The organism is Mycobacteroides sp. H003, from assembly GCF_001440135.1.
GTDB classification, from domain to species: Bacteria; Actinomycetota; Actinomycetes; order Mycobacteriales; family Mycobacteriaceae; genus Mycobacterium; species Mycobacterium gwanakae.
In genome coordinates this window covers 1-22462 of record NZ_LJYL01000015.1, presented here as the reverse complement: position 1 = coordinate 22462, position 22462 = coordinate 1, and the positions used below count along the sequence as shown (strand labels likewise).

The window sequence follows — 22462 nt, the reverse complement described above, 5'->3', positions numbered from 1 at the left end:
GGTGAGCTTGCGTTCTCCATGGCACGCTGTCCGTCGTGACCTGCGAACAGCAACAGTCATGCGGCGAGCAATACAGCGGCGACGTGAAATCGGTGCTCCTCACCGAGGAGCAGATTCGTGCCCGGACTCAGGAGCTTGGCGCCGCCATCGGCGAAAAGTATCGCGACATCGAGGGCGACCTGCTGCTGGTGACCGTGCTCAAGGGTGCCGTCATGTTTGTCTCGGATTTGGCCAGGGCCATCCCCATCCCGACCCAGATGGAGTTCATGGCGGTCAGCTCGTATGGCTCGGCAACCTCGTCCTCCGGTGTGGTGCGCATCCTCAAGGATCTGGATAGGGACATCCAGAACCTCGACGTCCTGATCGTCGAGGACATCATCGATTCCGGGCTGACCCTGAGCTGGCTCATGCGGAACCTCGCCTCGCGCGGCCCACGGTCGCTGAATGTGGTGTCGCTGCTGCGCAAGCCCGAGGCTAAGAAGGTCGACGTCGACGTGGCTCTCGTCGGCTTCGAGATCCCCAATGAATTCGTGGTCGGTTACGGGCTCGACTACGGCGAGCGCTACCGCGATCTGCCTTTCATCGGAACGCTGCACCCGCGCGTCTATACCGACTAACTGTCTGTGACGGTCTTCGCGTGAGTGCTCATGTCAGCTCCCACGTCACGGTGATGTCGGCGCTGACGGTCTGCTGACCCGCCTCCACCGGTGGCCCGCTCGCTGCACGCAGCATCGCGAACTCCGCGCGTGGGGATGGGCTCGAATGGCTCCCGGTCTCGTCGATGCGCAGCACCTTGCCCAGCGTCCCCCCGGACAGGGTTGCGTACTGCTCGGCCCGGGCCCTGGCATCGGCGAATGCCCGTTCACGTGCCTGGGTCGCGAGATCGGTGCTGTCCTGCAGATCAAAGCTGACCCCGGACAGCTGTGCGGCCTCACCTCCCGCGGTGACGGCCTTATCCAGCACATCGGAGACCTTCGACAGGTCGCGGACGGTGATCCGTACCGAGTTGTCGGCCGAGTACCCGGTGATCTTGTTGCCGTCGAATTGCGGGTGCACAGACATCCATGCGGTTCTCACGTCCTCAGCGGCCACGCCCGAGTCGAGTACCGCATCGATCACCGCACGGGCCTTGGCCTTCACGTCGGCCATCACCCCGGCGATACGCCGTGAGCGGACCGACACACCGACCGTGGCCATGAACACGTCGGGACTACCGCTGGCCTCGCCGTGGCCGACAACCGTGATGTCACCCATCGCTTAGGTCAGCTCCCAGATGACGCTTACCTCGAATGTCACCGTCTGCTGTCCGGGCTCCAGTGGTGGCGCGAACGACGCGTCGGCTTGCATGGGTGCCCGCTTCCCCATCATCGGCGCGGGGGGAGGCACCGATCCGTGGGATTCGTCGATGCGCAGCACCTTGCCCAGTTTGGAGCCCGATAGGCCGGCATACTGCTCGGCGCGGGCCTTGGCGTCGTTGAAGGCGCGCTCGCGCGCACCCTTCAGCAGGTCGGCGTCGTTGTCGAGATCGAAGCTAACGCCGGACAGCCGCGCCGCGTCGCCGCCGGCCTGCACTGCCTTGTCCAGGACTTCGGATGCCTTCTTGAGATCACGGACGTTGATACGCACCGAGTTGGTGGCGTTGTACCCGGTGATACGCGCGGGACCGCCCTGCGGGTAGGTCTGTTCAGGCTGGATGGACAGCTCGTTGGTCTGGACGTCCTCGCGGGCCACCCCGGCGCCGACCACGGCGTCGATGACGGCCTGAGCCTTCTCGCTGGCCTGAGACAGTGCCCCGGAGACATCCTTGGCGCTCACCGATACGCCCACATCGGCACGCAGGACATCGGGTGCGCCCTTGACCTCGCCCTTGCCGACGACCGTCACATTCCGCGTGGACTCCGGGCTGCCGGTGGAATCATCACCGCAGCCGGCCAGGAGCACCGCCATCGCTGCGGTGGCAGCCACCACAGCCGTCCGGGTCAGTGCTGTCCGTCTTTGTACCCGCATGTCACTTCCTGTCCTCCCCAACCTTTACGGCACCACCAAAATCTTGCAGTGGTGCCCCGGATCGCCGAGATCGGCAAATGCCGATCCGACATCTTCCAGACCTACCTCACCTGTGACGAGGTGCGCAACATCGATCTCGCCGTGCGCGATTCGCCGCAGCGTCTCGGAGAACTCTGTCGGGTCGTAGGCGAGCACGAATTGAAGCGCAACTTCCTTGGCGATCCCGAAGTAGGGGGTGATGGCATCGGGCTCCATGCAGACGCCCACAACCACCACCCGCGAGCTGTGCGGCGCATCCCTCAACACATTGTTGAGGATGCCCGGCACCCCGACGGCCTCGAAGATCACCGGCGCGCCCTTCCCGGCTCGGGACCAGGCCTCGAAGGTGGGCTCGACACCGGGGTCGACGATCTCGTGCGCTCCCATGCGCTGGGCCAGATCACGCCGCGCGGGGGAGTAGTCCGCGGCGACAATGGGCTCGATGCCGAGGTTATGCAGGGCCGCTATCACCGCTATGCCGACCGGGCCACACCCGATGACGATGGCTCCGGTACCGGGTTGGATGCCCGATTTGTTGACGGCATGCAGACCGACCGCCATCGGTTCGGTGAGCGCCGCGTACCGCGGGTCGAGACCGTTGGGGATGGGCAGCAGTAGCGGAGCGCTCAACAGCATCTGCTCGGCGTAGCCGCCGAGTGTGCTGTTGCTATAGACGATAGGTTCGATTCCCTTGGAAGATAGCAAGATTGGAATTGACGTCACAGGGGTCCCTGGCTCGGGGGCCTGCGTCCCCGGTCCGGCCTCGATCACTTCTGCGGCGAACTCATGTCCCATGAAGACGTCGGCTTCCAGGTTGACGCCGTCGGTAAGACTGGGCATGCCGGCCATCTGTTTGGACAGTTCGATCGCTTGCGCACCGTGCTTTGCGAAATGAAGGTCGGATCCGCAGATTCCGCATGCGGTGACCTTGACGAGTACCTGTCCTTCTCCGGGCACCGGGTCGGCCACATCGTCTCGATAGACCATCGCGCCGTTGCGCAGCACCGATGCTCGCATCACGCATGCCCTTTCTGTGCGCGGTCGTTCTGATGTTCGACGATGGCCTTGGCGACGGCCTCGCCGGCACGGCCCAGGAGCTCGCCGCGCTTGGCCTGCGCCCAGTCGTGCGAGATCCTGGCGGCGGTGAGCTGTCCCGTAAAATGCGGAATCACCTTGCGGGCGAACAATTCATAGGATTTGAACGTGGCCTCCGGTGAAGCCCAATCGTGCCCCAGCATCAGGAATGTACCGAAGCCGCCCGACTTGTCGAGCAGGCCCTGGACGTAGTCGATGGCATCGTCGGGAGTCCCGATGCAGCAGTTCCCTTCGTCCACATAGGCCTTGACGAACTCGCGTGGGTCAGCCTGCACGCCGTCTACTTCATTCGCAAGCGGCAGCACCCCAACGGCACCGAAGTAGTGTGCGTAGTCCGGCAGACCGTACGTACAGTCCTCGATGGCCTGCTCACGTGTTTCGGCGAGGTGCATGATGCCGAGCACCCGCCAGCTGGACCGATCTGGTTCGGGATGGCCGTGGGCGGCCGCCTGTTCACGCACCACTTCCCAGGCGTTCTCCAATGCCGCGAATCCACCCGGGATCGATGCCGACAAGGACAGCAGGCCTGCGCCGAGCTTTCCAGCCAGCCGCGGACCCGAAGGGGAAAACATCGCCGCGGTAAGGATTTCCGGATAGGGGTGGGTGTAGGGGCGCAGCTGCAGCTGTGCATCCCGCAAAGTGAACCAGGATGTTTCGCGGCTGATGCGCTCATCCGGTGCCGCGCGCAGCAGCGCCAGGATCGCCTCCAGCGACTCCTCCTGCATCTGGCGCTGATCGAGCGGGTCGATGCCCATCATGTACGCGTCCGTCGGCAGCGCACCGGGTCCGGTGCCGAATATGACGCGGCCCCGGGTGATGTGGTCCAGCAGAATCCAGCGATCCACCACCATCAATGGATGGTGGTAGGGCAGTGACACCACCCCGGTGCCCAGCCTGATGTGTTTGGTGCGCTCGGCCGCAGCGGCAATGAAGACTTCGGGGCAGGAGATCAACTCGTAGCCGCCGGAGTGATGCTCACCAAACCAGGCCTCGTCATAACCCAGCCGATCCAGGGCAACCACCCGCTCTAGGTCGTACTCCAGTGCGGTGGTGGGGTTTTGGCCGACAGGATGAAACGGGGTGATGAAGGCGCCGAATCGCAGTGGGGTGCTCATCGCGCAACCTGTTGCAGGAATTCCAGGAGCGCGGCATTGACCTCATCGGGCCGTTCCTGCTGAATCCAGTGTCCAGCGCCATCGATCAGGATGTCACCCCGGTTATCGGTGCGGTATTTCAGACTCCCCGCCTGGTCGGTGAAACCGAGAACAGGGTCGGCTGCGCCCGCGATGAATAAAGAGGGCACAACGACATTGGCTCCGGCCAGGCGCTCGGTCAGCGCCCAGTTGCGATCGAAATTCCGGTACCAGTTCAGCCCTCCAGTGAACCCCGTGCGGGTGAATTCCGCGACGTAATGGTCCAGTTCGGTCTGGCTCAGCCATCCGGGAAGCTCGCCGGGATCGGACATGCGCTCGATGAATCCGGCCGGGCCGGGTGCGATCATCGTGGCGCCGTCGGTGTGGGCCATGCCTATCAGCATGCGGCGCATCGTGGCGGTGGGATCACGGCTGAGATCGGCGTCTGCGACCCCCGGCTCCTGGAAGTACAGGATGTAGAAGAAGTTGTCGCCGAACAGCTTTTTCCACGCCTGGGTGGGAGCCACCTGGCTACGCCGGGTGAAGGGGACCGACAGCCCGGCGACACCTTCGACGCGTTCGGGGACGGCGAGTGCGGTATGCCAGGTGACGACGGCGCCCCAGTCGTGCCCGATGAAGGTCGCCTTGCCGGCGCCCACCTCGTCCAGGATGCCCAGCAGGTCATCGGACAGCGCTTCGATGTTGTAGTCGTCGATGTGCGCCGGTGAACTCGACCTGCCATAACCCCGCTGGTCGGGGGCGATCACGTGATATCCGGCGGCGGCGAGTGCCGGAATCTGGTGGCGCCAGGAGTAGGCCAACTCAGGGAAGCCATGGGCCAGAACGACTACGGGCTGGCCCTGCTCACCCGCCTCGACGATGCGCAGGTGCACGCCGTTCGTGGCGATGTCACGTTCCCGGATATCCACAGCGGCATCGGTCATTAGCGCATTCTCACCTTCTGAGGGTGGCCAACAGCGTTGTTGTCGCTTCTTCGCCGCACAGGCTCATCAGCGTTGTGATTGCCACTAAACCACAACACACAATCGGCGACCAGGATGCCGATTGCCGGTCATACCGGAGTGATCGAAGGCGCTCGGCCCCTCACCCATGTTGCGTACGAGGGTATTCGAAATATTAGACATTTTGGCGATCTCGTCAGAATATGAATCGCCGCGGGTCCCCGCGTGGGTGAATCGTGTTGATTCGGTGGAGATTCAGGCCGCGATAGGGCCCGCGTCGAGGATGCGCTCGTAGTTCCAGGGTGTCGGCGGCTTGATGGAAGGCGGTGTCCATTCGGTGGTCCACCTACCTTGCGGATGTGCCACCTCGACCGGACTCACCCCCAGGGCCGACTGGGCCTGGCGATAGGGCAGTTCGAGTAACTCCTCCCAGGGCGCGGCCATCAGCAGGTCGGCGCGACGGCCACGCTCCACCGCCTGGCGGTAGTAGCGGAGTTTGAACGGCGCTGAAGCGCCCGGCAGGGTGAGGGCGCCGAACATCCCGAGCTTCTCCAGCGGTCCTGCGGGTTCCATTTGTCCGCAATGGAATCCGATGTTGGCCATTTCGCCGGCGATGTCGGGACCGTAACCGCCGATGGTGTGGAACATGTCATGAAGTGCGGTGCCCCTGATGATCATGTAGTAGAAGTCCTCGTCCCAGTTGTTCTTCTCGGCGATCGGCCTGATGATGTTCGCTTCGCCGAAGACGCCTGCGTCGAGTTTGTTGGTGTTCAGGAACGACAGGTAGGCGTGCCCCAGGCTGCCGAATGGCAGGGAGTTCAGATACTCCACATCGTTGAGCACGGCGAGCAGGTCTGGCTTGTTTTTGAACAGCTTTCGGCCGTTCGGATGGGCCCGCACCTGATAGTAGGCACGCGCGAAGACCGGCGCCTCCATGCCCAGGAACGCCTCATAGATGTCGCCGTGGTACTTGGCGTCAATCAGCATGCGCCAAGCCTTCAGCCAGGGAGTCCACGTCGTGCGGTCTGGTACGACACCGCCGGGATTAGAGTATTTGGCCAGGTCGTTTTGCATGCGATTAATAATAGGCAAATGCGTGAAAGTGTCAATATATTTTCCAAGGAGGCGGCTGCGGGGTGGCTCGTAAGAGTGAGGGAGTGAGCAAGGTTCCACGTGGACGCGGTAGGCCGCCGGGTGGCGGTAACACCGCCCAGCAGGCGCAGGCGCAGCTCCTTGATGCTGCGGAGCGGCTGTTCGTCGAGCGCGGATACGGCGCATCCACGATGGAAGCCATTGCGCGGGAAGCCGGATACAGCCGAGCCGTGGTGTATCGGCATTTCCGGAACCGGGACGATCTGATGGATGCCCTGGTGGTCCGCGCGACGATGAGCGAGATCACCAACATGATCGGTAGGCTTATCGTGCTCAAGGACCTGGCCGAGATCATTCCGGAATCGATGGTGATCGTTTCCGTGGAGGTCGGTGCCAATCCGCTACTGCGCGTGCTGGCCGACCGCGATGATCGCGGCACGGTCGCCTCGTTGATTGTCAACGCGCCCAATCTCATCGACCTGTTGACCTCGTTATATGCAGGTGTGTTCAGTACCCGGATGGCGGAGGTGCGGCAGGGGGTACGGCCCGAGGACGCCGCGCGGTACGTGTTGTCGGTGGCGTTGTCGCTGCTCCTCGGGCTGATCCCGGGAACCGATAACCCGGAGCAGGTTCGCCGCTACGTCAGGGTTTTCGTGCTGCCCACGTTGCTCGCCAACCCTCCGGCGCCCGAGGCCGTGTTCGTCTAGCGGGCAGCGGTTCGAGCCCTGATGAGATCGATGACAATGTTGGGGATCTCATCCGCGCTGCGTGCGACGCGGCTGCCCCCTCCCGGGGTGGCGTCCGAAATCTGTTTGAGGACAGCGGCATCGGCGTCTTCCGTGATGCCGAGGGTGATGAGCACAACGGGCCGTGCGGGGTCTTGCTCTTTCTTCAATGTTGCGAGCAGTTGGTCCAAGGAGATGCCGTTCGGATCCTCATTTGCGCCGTCGGTGATGATCACCACGCTGTTGACGTAGTGCGGGTCGTATGTCGACTGGACCTTGCGGAATGCCGCGAGTGTGGTGTCGTACAAACCGGTTCCACCGCCGACTAGGGCGTCCAGGCCGTGGCCCTCATCCGCCAGAAGCTGACGTTGAGTCCTATCGCCCACCTTCTCGCCGAGCGTGCGGATGGGCAGCAGGTCCTTCCAGTCCTGCCCCGGCCCGCCCTTGTCGATCGAGAAGGCCCACAGGCCAATCTGTGCGTTCTCGGGGAACAGCGGAAGCCCGTTGTCGATAGCCTGGCTCAACAGACCGACACGGGTGGTCTGCCCCGCGGAGAACTTCATCGAGCCCGAGACATCGAGAACGGCAAGCATTCGAGAAGGCAAGGCCAGCACCGCGTATCGGCGCATCGCGGTGTCGAACGCGGTCAGGTCATTCACGGTGAGTGTCTCGATCGCGCCCACCCCCTTGCCCGCCAGTGGCGCGAAGTCCGGTCCACGGAATCCCGCACCCGTCAAGGCATCTGCGCCGTTGCCGCTGGTCAGACGCTCCGCAAGAGCTTCCCCTGCTTGCTTGGCCTTGGCATGTCGATCATTGGCGGCTTCGGCCTTCAACGCCGTCAAGAAACACATCCAACGAATGCCCGCCGAGGACCAGGAACTCGCCCGCGCCTACAGCGCCGGCAACTACCGACAGGTCATCGCCCAGCTCTACGAGGTCGTGGCCCGGGCCCGGACGGCCAACCACTACCGAGCTGGGCCGACTGGTCCGACATCACAGATCGGAAGGGATGATGCCCGATGAGCGACACTAAAGCGGGGCAGCAGGTCGGCTAGGTGCGGGTGTCGACCCTTGACCAGAACACCGAACGCCAGCTCGACGGCATCGAGGTTGATAAGCGGTTTGAGGACAAGGCCAGCGGCAAGGACACTGCCCGGCCGGCGCTCACCGAGGCGCTCGGCTACGTACGCGACGGTGACACTCTGGTGGTTCATTCCATGGATCGGCTGGCGCGGTCGCTGGAGGATCTACGGCGCACCGTGCGGGAGCTGACCGCTCGGGGTGTGCGGGTCCACTTCGTCAAGGAGAACCTCACATTCACGGGCGACGATTCGCCGATGTCCACGCTGCTGCTGTCGATGCTGGGCGCGGTGGCGGAGTTCGAGCGATCGATGATCAAGGAACGTCAGCGGGAAGGCATCGAGCTCGCGAAAGCCAAGGGCGTCTACAAGGGCCGCAAGCCAGCGTTGACCGAGGAGCAGACGACGGCATTGTTGGAGCGGCTGGCCAGCGGCGAGCATCCAGCAGATCTAGCGCGCGAGTTCGGGGTGTCACGCGCCACCGTCTACAACGTGCGAGCACGAGCCGCAGGCGAGGGAGACGGCGCGTAGCACTCCGTCGCCGGTATTGATGGTCTCCGTTGCAGAGGTCCGGGGAGGTCGGCCGCAGTCGGCGCGCTATCGCTACGCTGCGTGCCCGGAACGCTGGTAGCAAAAATTAGCGCGAGCACCCTATGTAGCTAGGCCAGATCAAGGGCAGGGTCGCGAGCGCGGTATGCGGACCATTGCCAGATCATGAGAATGTGGTGAGAGTGCGCAGTTGGCGCTTGCCAGCTTGCACAGTTTGCACACATTGCCAACCGCGCCGTGGCCGTGCGCCGGGTTGCACGATGCCTGGTCGCTCAAGCAAAGCCAATGCACGATCAAGGTCCCATGTTGGTGCGGTTGACATGATCTCTAGCGACGGCATAGCGTACCGGCCACGCAGACCTTTGGGCCCGTGTCGGGTGTGCTCCGGTGTTGCTGGATCAGGTCTCGGGGAAATGAGAATGAGGGGGGCGAATGTATGGCATTGTCAGCGAGCTCCTGCGGGGAGCGGCCCACACACGGCCTTCGACCCGCGCGAGTATGGGCTGCGGCGGCGGTAACCATTGTGGCAATGTCGGCCACAATGCCGACCGCTGTTGCTGATCCGCAGGGGATGCCGGATCAGTATCAGCAGTTCGTGACCGATGATGGCTGGACGGTCGGGTTGACCATGTCCAACGAGGTGATCGATCACATCGACAACATCGCCGGGGCGAGTAATTCGTGGCAGGCGCGGGTGTCGTACCGGGCGGAGGCCACCATCACTGGCCAGGGCAGCGCTGTGATTCAGGACGGGCAGCTGGAGACCGGCTACTTCGTGGGCTGTCGCACGGATTCTTCAGCGGGCGTGGAGACCGGCGGCGATCTGGGATTGACGCTGAACCAGTCTGTTTTCGGGCAAGGCTACGGCGGTGGCTACGGCCAAGGATCCAACGGTGGTGGCGGAGGCGGTGGGTTCGGAGGCGTCTCCGGTGGTGGATCGCTGGGTGCCCAAGAACATATCGGCGGCTACATCCGTGTGCTGCTCAAACCGGGTGGTCTGGCACAGCTGCCGATGGATCGGATCAATTTCCGCAACATGCGCGCGGTGTCGCGTGTGCGCAACCAGAACGTTGAAGCTGACGGCTGCGGTGGTCAGGTCAAGATCCAGTCGTATGCCACCTTCCGGATCCGTACCGAGAACGGTAACGACACCCAAACCGTCTATGGCGAACCCAAAGACCTTTAGAAGTAGGCCAGGAATCGACAATCATGCCAGCTGCGATGACGATGACACGCCCAATCTCCGCGGGTCGCACCGTGTCTAATGAGGAAACATTCAACTATCAGGTTGACTTGGTAACTACACAGCCATACTGTCAGTTGAAACGGCCTCTATTGAGTGGCTGGATACCGCGTGTGACCCAGTGGTGGGAAACTATTAACTTGCGGAGGATGGCGGTTATGGCCCAGATGGCGGTGCGGGTGATCACCTGCCGCCGTCTGCATGCAAGTGCTGCTGTCCAGCAACCTATCTGTGCGTCCAGTGCGCGTCCGGGTGCTTACGTCGCTTTCGTCGCTATGACGAAGGCCGTGTTGACCGTGGCGGCAACGGTACTGCTGGCCGCAGGCGCCAGTTGGCGAGCCGGAGCTGATCCGGCCACTCCAGGCCCGCCTGCGCCGGCTCCGCCGCCGTTGGCAGTGCCTCAACCTGATTCGCTACCGCGTGATGCGTTCATCGGTGGTGCGCGCACCAGTACGAATTCAGGACTGGGCATGGGCAACGGCATGGGGCGGCCGTTGGCTGAGCCGCGTGAGCGCTCGGTGGCTGCGGTGCCTCCGATCGCGTCCGATGGTGTGCACGCCGCGACCGCTTGGCCAGGTAAGCAAGTCATCATTCACCTGCCCAACGAACGAGCCTTGACCGCTGCTAATTGGGGTGAGGGTGGTGCGGCTGCGTACGGGTCAGGCCCTGTCGACTATGTGGTGATTCCTGATGCTGGCGGTGGTGCGGATATTCGCATGATCCGCAAAACCTTCATCTCGCCGAGCGACTTCACGTTAGGGGTGAGGTATCCGGAGGGCACTCATCTGCGCCAAGCCGCTCAAGCGGTGGTGGTTGAGACTGACGCTTCTCCGGGCAAGCCCGCGGCGATTATCGGCGCGCTGAGCATTCCTGAGGCGAAAGACGGCGCCGGAAACTCGATCTCGGTGACACCGTCCATCGGGGGAAGCTATCTGTATCAGCAATCGGATGTGAATCTGAACGTCGGCGAGGTTGGGCTGCTCAATTTTCCCGTCACGATCACCGTGGCCTACCGCGCCACCACCGCTAGCCCAACCGTGGCTCAGGGTGATCAGGGACCTCAGCGTCCGCCGGTCGCCAAGGATGGCCGGTGTGTGTCCGGTCCGCCGCAATTCCGCGGCGCCGACAACGATGGAACCCCTGGCGCAGCTGCTGATTTCGTGCCGTCCTGCGTCCGGCTGGCCGCGTGCATGAGCGCGGCCCCCGCCCGCACCAGCGCCTTGACGTGTGAGAACACGTTTATGGCTGATCTGACGAACGCGTGTGTCACAGCGGTCGGGCACGACGGCGACGACTACGAGGGTTGTCTAGCAGCGGCCAACGGGCATACCCGCTGGGCCAAAGAAAACATGGTTCCCGGTCCCACGGCCGCAGGAACGGGAGCCTGACATGTATACCTACACAGCACTTTTCGCAGCACAATTCCGGGGAAAAGGATCTTGTCGATGAATGAGGATGCGCCCACGCAGACCCTGCCCGCAGCAGCGCCGTTGCGAGCGCCGGAGTTGACCGGCGTCGGTGCCGGGATTATCGGGGCCGCCTTGGTGACTGCGGGGGTGTGGGGCCTGCACGTGCTGACTCCCGGTGGCGGTGCGGTGGGGTCGGTTGGCTGGGTTATGCTGCTGTGCTTGGCGTTTACTGCCTTGGGCAAGGGCATCACCTTGCTGCGTCGTGCCTTGGCCCCGGTCACTGCCGCAGCCTTGGTGCCGCTGGCTAGTATTTCTGCCCCTGTGCGTGCCACGGCCGGAATCGTCATTGGCGCCAGCGGTATTTGGTGGGTGATGCGCGGACACGCCGCCAGCTGGTGGACACACATCACCGGCACCGGCGGCGCGACCGAGTGGACGTTGATCTCGCAGCTGGTGGTTGTGGCGCTGATCGCTGTTTCTGGTGCGCTGCTATTCGGCGGCGCCAAAACCCTTGCCACGCTGATCTTCGCCAATTCAGGCGCCCGAGAACGCCAACACAACCTCAGCCAGCAGCAGCGATGGGCGCTGTTTTGGTCCAGTCACCCTGGCCTCGGCTTAACCCTGCTCGCCGGCGGGGTCGCGCTGGTGTTCCTGTCCGGGTACGTCGTTCCGCGGGTGTCGGGGTGGCTTTCCGGCGACGACCCGATGGCTGCCTTGGCGGCCATTGCTGCGATATTGACCGTGGCTTTCTTCGCGAATACGTGGTGGTGGAAAGCACTATCAGGGTGGTGGACCTGGGCCCACACCCACGGCAGCAGCGGCGGCGGAACCAGCCCGCTCGGGCAGATGCAGGCCGGCGGCGCCGTCATCGCACTCATCTGGTTTAGCGCCATGGGATTTGGACTGGCGTCCCCGGCCGATTACACCGGCCCCGGCGCCGCACCCCTGGCGCGTGCCGCCTGCCCACCGGATTGCGGCGGCGGAGGCGGCCTTGACGGTCCTCCTGGGGGCGGCAGCCAGTTCAGACCACCGGACATGCCCGCCCAGCAACCCGACTATCAAGGCGGCATCAACCAGGCGCCCCTGAACCAAAACTCGGGAATCTCGATCTACAACGAAAACCCCGCCCAAGGCGGCGGCCAGCAAGGCTCCCAAAACATGGGCCCACAAATGTCCGGTCAACGCGCCGCCCATGGCGAACCGCTACCCAACTACGGACCCTGGCAACCCGACGCCCAACCTCCCGCCCAAGCACCGGTACAGCAGGCGCCCGCTCAGCCACAACAGCCCCCGGTGCAGCAAGCACCCCAGGCCCCGCAGCAGCCCGCGCAGGCGCCACAGAACCCTGCCGGGCAACAGCCTCCGGCGCAGCAGGCGCCCGAGCAGCCGGTACAGCAGGCGCCGCAACAACCCGGCACGCAGCAGCCTCAGGGCCAGCCCGGTCAGCAGCCGGGCCAGCCAAACCAGGGCCAACCGGGTCAGCAGCAGCCGCAGAAAGACCCTGGGCTGCCGAATAAGGACAACAGCCCGATGGACCCGACGGATCTGGCGTCGGCGGCGACTCGTCGTGGGTCGCAACAAGCCGGCGAGCAGGCTGCGCAACAGGGCACGCAACAAGCGACTCAGCAAGCGCCTAAAACTCCCACGCAGACCCAGCAGGCGCCGCAGACCACGCAGCAGGCCACGCAGCAGACTCAACAAACCCCGACGTCGACCCAGCAAAATCAGCAGACTCAACAAACCCCGACGTCGACCCAGCAAAATCAGCAGACTCAACAAACCCCAACGTCGACGCAGCAAACTCAGGAGACGCCCAAGGATCCCAAGAAGATCAAGGGCGCCTCTAAGCAGGGAACTCCTGAGGAGAAGCCCTGGGACATCACTGGCGAATTGAAACCAATTAACAAGAATTTTCCGGACGGCAGCCAGAAACTCGGAATCGAGGGGAGGCACGGCCTACAAAACAAGGATCCCGTCTCTATTGGCAAAGCGACCATGGGGGAATACAACTTCGAAAGCACATTCCAGCAAAAGCTGGGTGGTGAGGTAGAGGCTTCGGCGGTGTTGAATCCGCAGAGCCCGCAGCCCGTGCTGCCCAAGGCAGAAGCATTTGCAGGTTACAATCTTGAGAACAAGAACCTAATATCGGGCCCCGGCGTTCAGGGCATTATCACTAATACGCTGAAAGTGGGCCCCAGTGCTAGTACAGGTGCGACCACTGGCACGCCTATCGGTGCTACTACTACATTTCAAAATCTTGGTGGTGGCAATTTCTACGTAAATTTGCCCCTGACTACGGCGTGGCGGCAGGTCGAGGTTGGTAGCACCATACAAGGGGTTGTGAATGTGCCCCAGCTCATCCAGGGCGCCTTGGGGCCGGCTGGTCAATGGATATCCAGCGGAATCCCCTCGGTGTTCGGTCCGTGAAGTTGCTAAAGTCGAATGAATCGACAGGCGGAGGTGGAAATGACCACTCTTGAAATTGGGCTCGAAGGCCACGCTCCTGTTGGCTGGAGCGTGAGCCTTGAGCAGGCCCGGCGTGGCGATACCTTTCTCTGCGTCACAAGGGACAGCGAAGCTGGCCAGCCGATTGTGCCAGAGATCTTAATCTCGGTCGTGGAACTCCCCGATGTAGAAACGTCGTTGGAGGTGCTCGCTTCCTCGCGTCGCGCAGTTGTGGCCGACACCTATGATGAGGTTCGGCTTCGTCGTGGTGAGTTCATCTCCGACCGTGACCCCGAAATGTACGGTCAAGAAATCTCGTTCGAGACCAAGGTGCCTCAAGGTGATCGTGTTGCGATAATCCAGAGTGAGATTTTGGTTACTTTTCCAGGATTCAAATCACGTGTCTTGAGTTTCCTTTTGACAGCGCCAGAGTCTGTATTTGAAGATTGTGCACTGGATTTCAGGAAGCTGTTCGATTCTATCCTCGTGAAAGAAAGCGAGTAGGGCGATAATGCAATACAGGCTGGCATCGGTAGCTCTTATCTTGACCGCCCTTGTGGTGTCAGGGTGTTCAGTCAAGTCGACATGGCATGCAGGAACGGTAACGGCCGAAACACCACCGACCTCATCCGTAAGACAGATTCCGAAAGAAGAGGCTGGAAAGATCGCGGCCGAGCGTCTTGAAGCTCAATTTGGTGGCAAGGTGGAGTCGGTTGTATGCGAGGGGCCTCTTGATGCGACCGTGGGCGCTACCCAGCGATGCGTGATGAGCGAGGACGGGCAGAAAGCGGGTCTGACCCTCACCGTCTCAAAGGTCGAGGGAGATAAGGTCGACTTCCGTATAAAGGTCGACGACCACCCACTCCCGGAGTAACTTGCGGTGAGGTAACAGCCAACATCCGTGCGGCGTTGGGTGCGCTGCTGTTGGTGTTTGATGTCAGCGCGATCGCTGTTTCGCTGACCAAGCACGGCCGCCGTGATGGCGTTGGGATCGCTCTTTCCCTGTTCGGCCTCGGCGAGTGCGCCCATCACCGGGCCTGCCGCCACGGTGTCTTCGAGTGGATTACCAATCCGCAGGGCGGGCTGCTTCAACACGCTCAGCCAGGAGTCGAATGTCGGCGTTTCGCCCTGCTTGGCGGCCGCCACAACGGGGGTTCGGGCCACCGACTGACTCGCCGAATCCAAGGGGGACCCGGTGGCGCGCATCTGCCTTGCCAGCCAAATGGACGAATCGGGGAGCCACAATGCGGGCGCACCTCCGGGCTTGCCGAGCGCCGCTGCTGTTGCCGCGGACGGTTTCGCCTCCACGGTGAGTTTTGTGCAGCCGATTTCTTTGGCGCTCGCGCCGCCAATTGCCTTCGAGACGGCCGCCGCGATGGCCGGGTCGGTGGCCACCGTGAAGGGGGTGACGTCTGCGCATCGTCCGGAGAATTTCTTGTATGCGAAGAACCCGAGCCCGCCGAGCAAGATGGCGACTACCGCCAGTGCGATCCACTTGGGCAGACTCGTGCGGCCAGACTGTTGTCTTCTGCGATTGCGTTCACTGTGGCGACCAGGCATGACTGGACCTCTTCGTTCTCGGCCGCACGCAGACCTGGTGCCCGCGTCGTGAGGCTCGGGGGATAGTACCGTGAACAAGATCACGCTCTGGCGGCCTGAGCAGGCACTTGAGGGGTGTGAAAGGGGGAACATGCGGGTATTGGTGGGGGTGATGTTCTGCGCCCTGTTAGCTGGCTGCTCGGTATTCACATTCGGTGATGACCCGGTCGAGGTTCCGCTCGCCGAGGCCGAGGCGTTCGGGCGGATTGACGTCCCGGACGGTGTCGCGGTCCTGAAAGTGAGGCGAACGCACTTCCAGGACACGCTCTATGCGGTGGTGCTGCGGGCCACGGCACGGGATGTGGACATGATGTTGCGGAATTCGAAGTTCACCGGGCTGTTCCGCCCGGTGCAGAACCCCGCGACCCTCACGGTGATCGCAGGTCCGCCGTTGTCGGGCGCCACGAACGTCAAAGAGGCCCAAGACCATGTGGAGAAGCCATGGGTTTATCGCACCATCGTCCAAGATGTCAGGTCACCCGATGAGGTCTACCTGCATATCAGCCTGTTCAACACCTAGCCCCGTATTGAGCCTGGGGACTACCTCCGTTTTCTCCCTCGGCGTAGTGCGCGCCACAGATGCGAACATGCAGGTGAGGTAGCCTGAGAGTTCATTACGTATGCCTATGGCCTGCCCCATGACGACGGAAGGACCGGGCCGCTGACCGCGGCCGACGCTGTATGAACCGGACAAACGTGTTTCGCACCCTGGGCGTCATCGTGGTGGTGCTGCTGCTGGGGTGGTCGTTCTTCTACTTCGGCGACGACACCCGCGGTTACAAACCCGTGGACACCACGGTCGCGATCAAGCAGATCGACACCGACAACGTCAAGAGCGCTCGTATTGACGACCGTGAGCAGCAGCTGCGGCTGGACCTCAAGGCCGGCAACGGTGATACCGAGGGCAAGGACAAGGTCATTACCAAGTACCCGACCGGGTATGGGGTGCCGCTGCTGGAGAAGCTGAACGGCAAGGGTGCGGCCGTCAGTACAACGGTGAACCAGGGCAGCATCCTGGGATCGCTGCTGCTGTACTTGCTGCCGGTGATCTTGCTGGTGGTGTTGTTCTTCGCGTTCAGCCGCATGCAGTCCGGTGGTCGCGGCATGGGCTTCGGTTTCGGTAAGTCACGGGCCAAGCAGCTGTCCAAGGACATGCCGAAGACCACCTTTGCCGACGTGGCCGGGGTCGACGAGGCCGTGGAAGAGCTCTACGAGATCAAGGATTTCCTGCAGAACCCGTCGCGGTATCAGGCGCTTGGGGCGAAGATCCCGCGCGGTGTGCTGCTCTACGGCCCGCCGGGTACCGGTAAGACGCTGCTGGCGCGTGCGGTCGCTGGCGAGGCGGGAGTGCCGTTCTTCACTATCTCCGGGTCCGATTTCGTGGAAATGTTTGTGGGCGTTGGTGCTTCGCGTGTTCGCGACCTGTTTGAGCAGGCCAAGCAGAACAGCCCCTGCATCATCTTCGTCGACGAGATCGACGCCGTGGGCCGCCAGCGCGGTGCGGGTCTGGGCGGCGGTCACGACGAGCGCGAGCAGACCCTCAACCAGCTACTGGTCGAGATGGACGGCTTCGGCGACCGGCAGGGCGTCATCCTCATCGCCGCGACCAACCGTCCCGACATCCTCGATCCGGCGCTGCTGCGCCCCGGTCGTTTCGACCGGCAGATCCCGGTGTCGAGCCCCGATTTGGCCGGCCGCAAGGCCGTGCTCAAGGTCCACTCGGCGGGCAAGCCGTTCGGCCCCGACGTCGATTTCGACGGGCTGGCCAAGCGCACCGTGGGTATGTCTGGTGCTGACCTGGCCAATGTCATCAACGAGGCCGCCCTGCTCACCGCACGTGAGAACGGCACCGTCATCACGGCCGCGGCGCTGGAGGAGTCCGTCGACCGGGTTGTGGGCGGTCCGCGCCGCAAGGGCCGCATCATCAGTGAGCACGAAAAGAAGATCACCGCCTATCACGAGGCCGGGCACACCCTGGCGGCGTGGGCGATGCCAGATATCGAGCGGGTCTACAAGGTCACCATCCTGGCGCGCGGGCGTACCGGCGGGCATGCCATCGCGGTACCCGAGGACGACAAGGGTCTGGCCACCAGATCCGAGATGATTGCGCAGCTGGTGTTCGCCATGGGCGGCCGCGCCGCCGAGGAGCTCGTATTCCGCGAGCCGACCACCGGCGCGGTGTCCGATATCGAGCAGGCCACCAAGAAGGCTCGCGCCATGGTCACCGAGTTCGGCATGAGCGCCAAGCTCGGCGCCGTGCGCTACGGCACCGAACACGGCGACCCGTTCCTGGGACGCACCATGGGCACGCAGCCGGACTACTCCCACGAGGTCGCTCGCGAAATCGATGAGGAGGTACGTAATCTCATCGAAGCCGCGCATACCGAGGCGTGGGCCATCCTCACCGAGTACCGAGATGTGCTGGACACGTTGGCCGGCGAGCTGCTGGAGAAGGAAACGGTGGTCCGCAAGGATCTCGAGGAGATCTTCAAGGACGTGCAGCGTCGTCCGCGATTGACCATGTTCGACGACTTCGGAGGCCGGATTCCGTCCGATAAGCCCCCCATCAAGACCCCGGGGGAGCTCGCCATCGAACGTGGTGAACCCTGGCCTCCTCCGGTCCCCGAGCCCGCGTTCAAGAAGGCCATCGCCGAACAGGCGGCCGCTGCGGTGCCCGCGAATGGGGCGCAGTCTGCGCCGAATGGTCAAGGCGGTCAACCGGTTCCGCCAGGAAGTCATCCGGGTCAGCCGTCGGGCGCCAACTATGGTGCACCCGCGGGCTGGTATGCACCCGGCTGGCCGCCCCAGGGGCAGCCTCCGTACCCGCAGCCGGGTTACCCGCCGCAGGGACACGCTCCGTACCCACCGCATGTCCCGCAGCCCTACCCGTATCCCGTGCCGACTCCGCATCAGCAGCCGGCTCCGGATGAGGGCAGCGAGAGCAAGAGCTGATATGAACTCGCCCGAGACGGCCGAGCGTAACGGCCAGCCGGCTGGTCACGTCTTCGACCAGGCACGTGCCGAGGCTGCGGTCCGTGAACTGCTCTTAGCAGTTGGTGAGGACCCGGACCGGCATGGGCTGGTGGACACGCCCGCCCGCGTGGCGCGCGCGTACAAGGAGATATTTGCCGGTCTCTACACCGACCCAGATACGGTGTTGAACACCACCTTTGACGAACAGCACGACGAGTTGGTGCTGGTGAAATCGATACCGATGTATTCGACATGTGAGCACCACTTGGTGTCGTTTCACGGTGTGGCACATGTGGGGTACATCCCCGGCAAGCATGGCCGGGTTACCGGACTATCGAAAATCGCTCGGCTGGTTGACCTTTACGCAAAACGGCCTCAAGTGCAGGAGCGATTGACGGCACAGATCGCCGACGCGTTGGTGCGCAAGTTGGAGCCGCGCGGGGTGATCGTCGTGGTCGAAGCCGAGCACTTGTGTATGGCCATGCGCGGCGTCCGCAAGCCCGGAGCGACAACAACCACCTCCGCGGTGCGCGGCCAGTTCAAGACTGACGCCGCCTCGCGGGCCGAGGTTCTCGACCTGATGATGAGGGCATGATCGCCGGCGTGACGGATACCCCCGCATTGACCCATATTCTGGGAGTCGTCAACGTCACTGACGACTCCTTCTCTGACGGTGGGCAATTCATCAAGCAATCGGATGCGGTGGCGCACGGGCTGGCGCTTGCCTCTGCGGGCGCCGACATCATCGATGTCGGCGGGCAGTCGACGCGGCCGGGCGCGACGCCGATCAGGCAGAAGATTGAAATGCAGCGGGTCATCCCGGTGATCAAAGAGCTTGCCAGCCATGGGATCAACGTCAGCGTTGACACCATGCGCGCCGAGGTCGCGGCCGCCGCGGTGGAGGCGGGCGCGAACATGGTCAACGACGTCTCGGGCGGCCGGGCAGACCCGGAGATGGCCCCGCTGATGGCGAGTCTGGGCTTGCCGTGGATTCTGATGCATTGGCGTTCAAAGGATTTCATACACACATCGAGTGCTAAGAACTACGGTGACGTGGTTGCCGATGTCTCGCGCGAGCTCATCGAGTCGGTAGAGGTCGCGCTCAAGGCCGGGGTTTCTCAGGACAAGCTGATCCTTGACCCGGGTCTTGGCTTCGCCAAGACAGCCCGCCACAATTGGCTGTTACTCCAAGCGATTCCGGACCTACAGGAGCTGGGTTATCCGATTCTCATCGGCGCCTCCCGGAAACGATTCCTGGGTGCGCTACTTACCGACCTCAACGGCGTGGAGCGTCCGGCCGACGGGCGTGAAACCGCAACGGCCGTCATCACCGCGCTCGGCGCGCTTCATGAGGTATGGGGTGTGCGGGTTCACGACGTCACGGCATCCATGGACGCGCTGAAGGTGGTGCGAGCCTGGGAGACTGGCGGTATCGAGACCATCGAAGAGGACGAGGAAGAGGGGCGCGAGCACCACCCGGAACAGCAGACCGAGCCCGAACCCACGCCCGCCACCGATATCGCTCAGGACGAAGTGACCATGGAGGTGACCGTGCGGACCGCTCGACCCGAACCCAGTAAGACCGCAGGGGGCAAGTGGCGTCGTGAGGTTGCCCAGCGCGGCACCAAGGGCGGCACGAAATGACCGACCGCATCGAGTTGCGCGGCCTGAAAGTTTTTGGTTATCACGGAGTTTTCGAGCACGAGCGTCGCGACGGCCAGGAGTTCTCGGTAGACGTAACCGTCTGGCTGGACCTCGATACCGCGGCGGCCACGGATCAGCTGACCGACACCCTCGACTATGGGGAACTGGCCCAGCGGGCGGCCGCCATCGTGTCCGGTCCGCCGCGCAATCTCATCGAATCGGTTGCCGGTGCGATCGCCGACGATGTGATGACCGATGCCAGGGTTCACGCAGTGGAGGCGGTGGTACACAAGCCCGATGCGCCAATTCCGTTGACGTTCAGCGATGTTGCGGTGGTGGCCCGCCGTTCCCGGAGATCGCGGCCCGGGGGATCACCGCAGTGACCCGCGCGGTGCTGTCTATCGGATCCAATCTCGGTGACAGGCTCGCGCACCTGCAATTGGTCGTCGACGCGCTGGGCGCGGATGTGATCGGCGTTTCACCGGTGTATCAAACCGCACCGTGGGGACCGGTTCCGCAGTCTGACTACTTGAATGCCGTGGTCATCGCGCAGGGGCGTGAACCGCGGGAATGGCTCGAGGTGGCGCATCGCCTAGAGCAGTCTGCGCAGCGAGTACGCGCGGAACGCTGGGGCCCGCGGACTCTCGACGTTGACGTGATCAGCTGCAGACAGGATGTCGACGACACCGCAGTGGCTAGCGAGATCCTCTCCGAGGACGTAGAGCTGACACTGCCGCATCCCCGCGCGCACGAGCGCGCCTTTGTATTGGTGCCGTGGCTGGCGCTCGATCCGGAGGCCGCACTGACGGTCGAGGGGCGGCTCCGTCCGGTTGCCGAGCTGGTGGCAAGTCTGTCCGAAGCCGAACGTGCCGGCGTCCGCCGTGTGGATGGCACTCTGACTGGTCCGGCTGCGTAATGGGGCCCACTCGGATCCGTGAACTGCTGCTGGGGGGTGCCGTTACGGCGATCCTCGGCTTTTTCTTTGTCTCAGTGGCTTACGGTTCCCTGCCGCCGATCCCGCTGCTCGGGGGTGTTTCGCTGTTGGCGCTGGCGATCGCCGAGGGTGGCTGGGCGTTCTACATCCGCAACAAGGTCACTGACGCTGAGATCGGGGTTGGCACGGGACGTTTGCCGGCGCTTGTGGTGGCACGTTCAGTGGTGGTCGCGAAGGCCTCGGCATGGCTCGGCACGCTGATGACGGGATGGTGGCTGGCGATGCTGGTCTACATCCTGCCGCGGCGCGCGCAGCTGGCCGCGGCGGCGGCGGACACATTCGGCGTAGTGATCGCCACCGGTTGTGCGTTGGCGCTCGTGGTCGCCGGGCTGTGGCTACAGCATTGCTGTAAGTCGCCACCCGACCCGCCCGCGACCCCCGCCCGATAGCACCCGCCCATGTCGAATCGCCGATTCGAGGTCGGCCAGCACACTGCACTGTCCGGGTACAGTCACCCCCATGACGATTCCGACCCGAGCGGCGAAGCCTCGGCGTGGCAGCCGTCGCCCCGGGTGGGCGTTGCTGACCGCGTTGCTGGTGCTGGCGATCGGTTCCGGGATCGCCCTGGTTTTCACCGATAAGGCCATCTATTTACGCGTCGGCTTGTTGCTGGCGTTATGGGCCGCGGTCATCGCGTCATTCGCCGCGCTGACCTACCGCCGGCAGAGCGATACCGACCAGGCGAAGGTGCGCGACCAGAAGCTGGTTTACGACCTGCAGTTGGAGCGGGAGATTTCGGCGCGCCGCGAGTACGAGCTGACGGTTGAGAGCAGATTGCGCCAGCAGCTGGCTGGGGAGATCGAGGCGCAGGCCGCTGATGAGATCGCGACCCTGCGTGCCGAGCTTGCCGCGTTGCGCACCAATCTGGAGATCCTCTTCAACACCGAGCTCAGTGAGCGTCCGGCGATCGAGCATGACCCGATTCGCGCGTTGGGGCCCTGGCCGGGAGCCGAGCCCGAGCCCGCACCGAACGTGGGCGCACCTGCTGCCGCATTCACCCACTCCGTCCGCGAGCCCCAACCCGCGCCGGCCGCCGAGTACCAGGACGTGACCGCGGTCGAAGAGGACAACCGGACATCGGAGTACCCGATCATCGATGTCGCCGAAGATCCCCATCATGTCGATGAGGCGGAGGCGCCTCCCACGCCGCCGTATCCGGCGCCTCCGTATTACGGTGCCGCGCAACCTCACGAGCCGGAGCCGTACCAACAGCCGGTCTCATCCGGTACACATTGGCGCCCGCAGCCGGAGCCGCATGTGGCCCAGTCCCCGGTGCCGCAGCCGGAGCCCGCGGTTCCGGCGGCACCGCCCGCTGCAGAGCCTGTGCAGCAAGCATATTGGGCTGCCAGACAAGAGGATTGGGATGCCGCGGCCGACGGCGAGGACTGGGATCCGACACCCCAGCCCATCGCGCCTCCGGAGCAGGTTGTCCCCCAGCCCGTGTGGAACGAGCCCGCCCCGGAGTGGAACGCCC

The 22462-nt window shown here is 63.6% G+C and carries 23 protein-coding genes and 2 pseudogenes; 17 read left to right on the top strand and 8 right to left on the bottom strand.

What is annotated here, in order from left to right; translation table 11 throughout:
- The first annotated feature begins 35 nt into the window (after window positions 1-35).
- Window positions 36-617: a hypoxanthine phosphoribosyltransferase gene (hpt, locus tag AOT87_RS10685; RefSeq protein WP_030095835.1), complete on the top strand. Its 582-nt coding sequence runs from the start codon at window positions 36-38 to the stop codon at window positions 615-617.
- A 28-nt stretch (window positions 618-645) separates the two neighbouring features.
- Here hpt and AOT87_RS10680 read toward each other — a convergent pair whose 3' ends face one another.
- From AOT87_RS10680 to AOT87_RS10655, 6 genes are all read right to left on the bottom strand, one after another.
- Window positions 646-1254, bottom strand: coding sequence for an SIMPL domain-containing protein (locus tag AOT87_RS10680; RefSeq protein WP_030095834.1), 609 nt, complete (start codon window positions 1252-1254; stop codon window positions 646-648).
- Window positions 1255-1257: 3 nt separating this feature from the next.
- On the bottom strand, window positions 1258-2007 hold the full coding sequence (locus tag AOT87_RS10675) for an SIMPL domain-containing protein (protein WP_057968736.1): 750 nt from the start codon (window positions 2005-2007) through the stop codon (window positions 1258-1260).
- 24 nt (window positions 2008-2031) lie between these two features.
- Complete coding sequence (locus AOT87_RS10670) at window positions 2032-3063, bottom strand: zinc-binding dehydrogenase (protein WP_057968735.1); 1032 nt, start codon at window positions 3061-3063, stop codon at window positions 2032-2034.
- Complete coding sequence (locus AOT87_RS10665) at window positions 3063-4256, bottom strand: LLM class flavin-dependent oxidoreductase (protein WP_057968734.1); 1194 nt, start codon at window positions 4254-4256, stop codon at window positions 3063-3065. The genes AOT87_RS10670 and AOT87_RS10665 overlap by 1 nt, the downstream gene beginning before the upstream one ends.
- Window positions 4253-5218 (bottom strand): alpha/beta hydrolase, encoded by a 966-nt coding sequence (locus AOT87_RS10660; RefSeq protein ID WP_057968733.1) that lies wholly within the window; start codon window positions 5216-5218, stop codon window positions 4253-4255. Before AOT87_RS10660 ends, AOT87_RS10665 begins: the two co-directional genes overlap by 4 nt.
- A gap of 273 nt (window positions 5219-5491) precedes the next feature.
- Window positions 5492-6310 (bottom strand): Coq4 family protein, encoded by an 819-nt coding sequence (locus AOT87_RS10655; protein WP_030095829.1) that lies wholly within the window; start codon window positions 6308-6310, stop codon window positions 5492-5494.
- Window positions 6311-6372: 62 nt separating this feature from the next.
- Between AOT87_RS10655 and AOT87_RS10650 the strand changes: the two genes are divergently transcribed.
- Entirely contained in the window at window positions 6373-7035 is a 663-nt protein-coding gene (locus AOT87_RS10650; RefSeq protein WP_030095828.1) for a helix-turn-helix domain-containing protein, read from the top strand.
- On the opposite strand, the pseudogene AOT87_RS10645 reads toward AOT87_RS10650, so the two are convergent.
- Window positions 7032-7877: pseudogene (locus AOT87_RS10645) on the bottom strand (VWA domain-containing protein); the annotation flags it as partial. The gene AOT87_RS10650 and the pseudogene AOT87_RS10645 overlap by 4 nt on opposite strands.
- Window positions 7878-7911: 34 nt before the next feature.
- On the opposite strand from AOT87_RS10645, the gene AOT87_RS28810 reads away from it, so the two are divergent.
- From AOT87_RS28810 to AOT87_RS29035, 7 genes are all read left to right on the top strand, one after another.
- Window positions 7912-8076, top strand: a complete 165-nt coding sequence (locus tag AOT87_RS28810) for a hypothetical protein (RefSeq protein ID WP_157859009.1) — start codon at window positions 7912-7914, stop codon at window positions 8074-8076.
- 32 nt (window positions 8077-8108) lie between these two features.
- Window positions 8109-8663, top strand: coding sequence for a recombinase family protein (locus AOT87_RS10640; RefSeq protein WP_234795797.1), 555 nt, complete (start codon window positions 8109-8111; stop codon window positions 8661-8663).
- A gap of 547 nt (window positions 8664-9210) precedes the next feature.
- A complete protein-coding gene (locus tag AOT87_RS10635; RefSeq protein WP_057966646.1) occupies window positions 9211-9867 on the top strand; it encodes an MspA family porin in 657 nt (218 codons plus the stop codon).
- Between the two features lie 452 nt (window positions 9868-10319).
- The gene (locus AOT87_RS10630) at window positions 10320-11312 is read left to right on the top strand and encodes a hypothetical protein (RefSeq protein ID WP_057970101.1); all 993 of its coding nucleotides are present in this window, start codon (window positions 10320-10322) and stop codon (window positions 11310-11312) included.
- A gap of 57 nt (window positions 11313-11369) precedes the next feature.
- Window positions 11370-13760, top strand: a complete 2391-nt coding sequence (locus tag AOT87_RS10625; protein ID WP_057967197.1) for a hypothetical protein — start codon at window positions 11370-11372, stop codon at window positions 13758-13760.
- A gap of 39 nt (window positions 13761-13799) precedes the next feature.
- Window positions 13800-14282 (top strand): hypothetical protein, encoded by a 483-nt coding sequence (locus tag AOT87_RS10620; protein WP_057967199.1) that lies wholly within the window; start codon window positions 13800-13802, stop codon window positions 14280-14282.
- Between the two features lie 7 nt (window positions 14283-14289).
- On the top strand, window positions 14290-14652 hold the full coding sequence (locus AOT87_RS29035; protein ID WP_198528404.1) for a DUF4333 domain-containing protein: 363 nt from the start codon (window positions 14290-14292) through the stop codon (window positions 14650-14652).
- A gap of 89 nt (window positions 14653-14741) precedes the next feature.
- On the opposite strand, the pseudogene AOT87_RS10615 reads toward AOT87_RS29035, so the two are convergent.
- A pseudogene (locus tag AOT87_RS10615) lies at window positions 14742-15263 on the bottom strand (substrate-binding domain-containing protein); the annotation flags it as partial.
- Window positions 15264-15468: 205 nt separating this feature from the next.
- On the opposite strand from AOT87_RS10615, the gene AOT87_RS10610 reads away from it, so the two are divergent.
- The 8 genes from AOT87_RS10610 to AOT87_RS10575 form a co-directional block, all read left to right on the top strand.
- Complete coding sequence (locus AOT87_RS10610; RefSeq protein ID WP_030095826.1) at window positions 15469-15897, top strand: hypothetical protein; 429 nt, start codon at window positions 15469-15471, stop codon at window positions 15895-15897.
- A gap of 161 nt (window positions 15898-16058) precedes the next feature.
- Window positions 16059-18329: an ATP-dependent zinc metalloprotease FtsH gene (ftsH, locus tag AOT87_RS10605; RefSeq protein WP_057963929.1), complete on the top strand. Its 2271-nt coding sequence runs from the start codon at window positions 16059-16061 to the stop codon at window positions 18327-18329.
- 1 nt (window position 18330) lies between these two features.
- Window positions 18331-18945, top strand: coding sequence for a GTP cyclohydrolase I FolE (gene folE, locus AOT87_RS10600; RefSeq protein ID WP_057963928.1), 615 nt, complete (start codon window positions 18331-18333; stop codon window positions 18943-18945).
- Complete coding sequence (folP, locus tag AOT87_RS10595) at window positions 18942-19994, top strand: dihydropteroate synthase (RefSeq protein ID WP_057967196.1); 1053 nt, start codon at window positions 18942-18944, stop codon at window positions 19992-19994. Before folE ends, folP begins: the two co-directional genes overlap by 4 nt.
- Window positions 19991-20377 carry a dihydroneopterin aldolase gene (folB, locus tag AOT87_RS10590; protein ID WP_057963926.1) on the top strand — a complete coding sequence of 129 codons (387 nt, stop codon included), beginning with the start codon at window positions 19991-19993 and terminating at the stop codon, window positions 20375-20377. The genes folP and folB overlap by 4 nt, the downstream gene beginning before the upstream one ends.
- Window positions 20374-20910: a 2-amino-4-hydroxy-6-hydroxymethyldihydropteridine diphosphokinase gene (folK, locus tag AOT87_RS10585; RefSeq protein WP_057967195.1), complete on the top strand. Its 537-nt coding sequence runs from the start codon at window positions 20374-20376 to the stop codon at window positions 20908-20910. Before folB ends, folK begins: the two co-directional genes overlap by 4 nt.
- On the top strand, window positions 20910-21377 hold the full coding sequence (locus AOT87_RS10580) for a DUF3180 domain-containing protein (RefSeq protein ID WP_057967194.1): 468 nt from the start codon (window positions 20910-20912) through the stop codon (window positions 21375-21377). The genes folK and AOT87_RS10580 overlap by 1 nt, the downstream gene beginning before the upstream one ends.
- Before the next feature lie 70 nt (window positions 21378-21447).
- The coding region (locus AOT87_RS10575) for a DUF6779 domain-containing protein (RefSeq protein ID WP_109398577.1) at window positions 21448-22462 on the top strand (1015 nt) is incomplete at its 3' end.

Coding starts and splice junctions, on each gene's coding strand:
- AOT87_RS10680 (WP_030095834.1), bottom strand. CDS start 1,254: ATGGGTGACATCACGGTTGTCGGCCACGGCGAGGCCAGCGGTAGTCCC.
- AOT87_RS10675 (WP_057968736.1), bottom strand. CDS start 2,007: ATGCGGGTACAAAGACGGACAGCACTGACCCGGACGGCTGTGGTGGCT.
- AOT87_RS10670 (WP_057968735.1), bottom strand. CDS start 3,063: ATGCGAGCATCGGTGCTGCGCAACGGCGCGATGGTCTATCGAGACGAT.
- AOT87_RS10665 (WP_057968734.1), bottom strand. CDS start 4,256: ATGAGCACCCCACTGCGATTCGGCGCCTTCATCACCCCGTTTCATCCT.
- AOT87_RS10660 (WP_057968733.1), bottom strand. CDS start 5,218: ATGACCGATGCCGCTGTGGATATCCGGGAACGTGACATCGCCACGAAC.
- AOT87_RS10655 (WP_030095829.1), bottom strand. CDS start 6,310: ATGCAAAACGACCTGGCCAAATACTCTAATCCCGGCGGTGTCGTACCA.
- AOT87_RS28810 (WP_157859009.1), top strand. CDS start 7,912: ATGCCCGCCGAGGACCAGGAACTCGCCCGCGCCTACAGCGCCGGCAAC.
- AOT87_RS10635 (WP_057966646.1), top strand. CDS start 9,211: ATGTCGGCCACAATGCCGACCGCTGTTGCTGATCCGCAGGGGATGCCG.
- AOT87_RS10625 (WP_057967197.1), top strand. CDS start 11,370: ATGAATGAGGATGCGCCCACGCAGACCCTGCCCGCAGCAGCGCCGTTG.
- AOT87_RS10620 (WP_057967199.1), top strand. CDS start 13,800: ATGACCACTCTTGAAATTGGGCTCGAAGGCCACGCTCCTGTTGGCTGG.
- AOT87_RS29035 (WP_198528404.1), top strand. CDS start 14,290: ATGCAATACAGGCTGGCATCGGTAGCTCTTATCTTGACCGCCCTTGTG.
- AOT87_RS10610 (WP_030095826.1), top strand. CDS start 15,469: ATGCGGGTATTGGTGGGGGTGATGTTCTGCGCCCTGTTAGCTGGCTGC.
- ftsH (WP_057963929.1), top strand. CDS start 16,059: ATGAACCGGACAAACGTGTTTCGCACCCTGGGCGTCATCGTGGTGGTG.
- folE (WP_057963928.1), top strand. CDS start 18,331: ATGAACTCGCCCGAGACGGCCGAGCGTAACGGCCAGCCGGCTGGTCAC.
- folP (WP_057967196.1), top strand. CDS start 18,942: ATGATCGCCGGCGTGACGGATACCCCCGCATTGACCCATATTCTGGGA.
- folB (WP_057963926.1), top strand. CDS start 19,991: ATGACCGACCGCATCGAGTTGCGCGGCCTGAAAGTTTTTGGTTATCAC.
- AOT87_RS10580 (WP_057967194.1), top strand. CDS start 20,910: ATGGGGCCCACTCGGATCCGTGAACTGCTGCTGGGGGGTGCCGTTACG.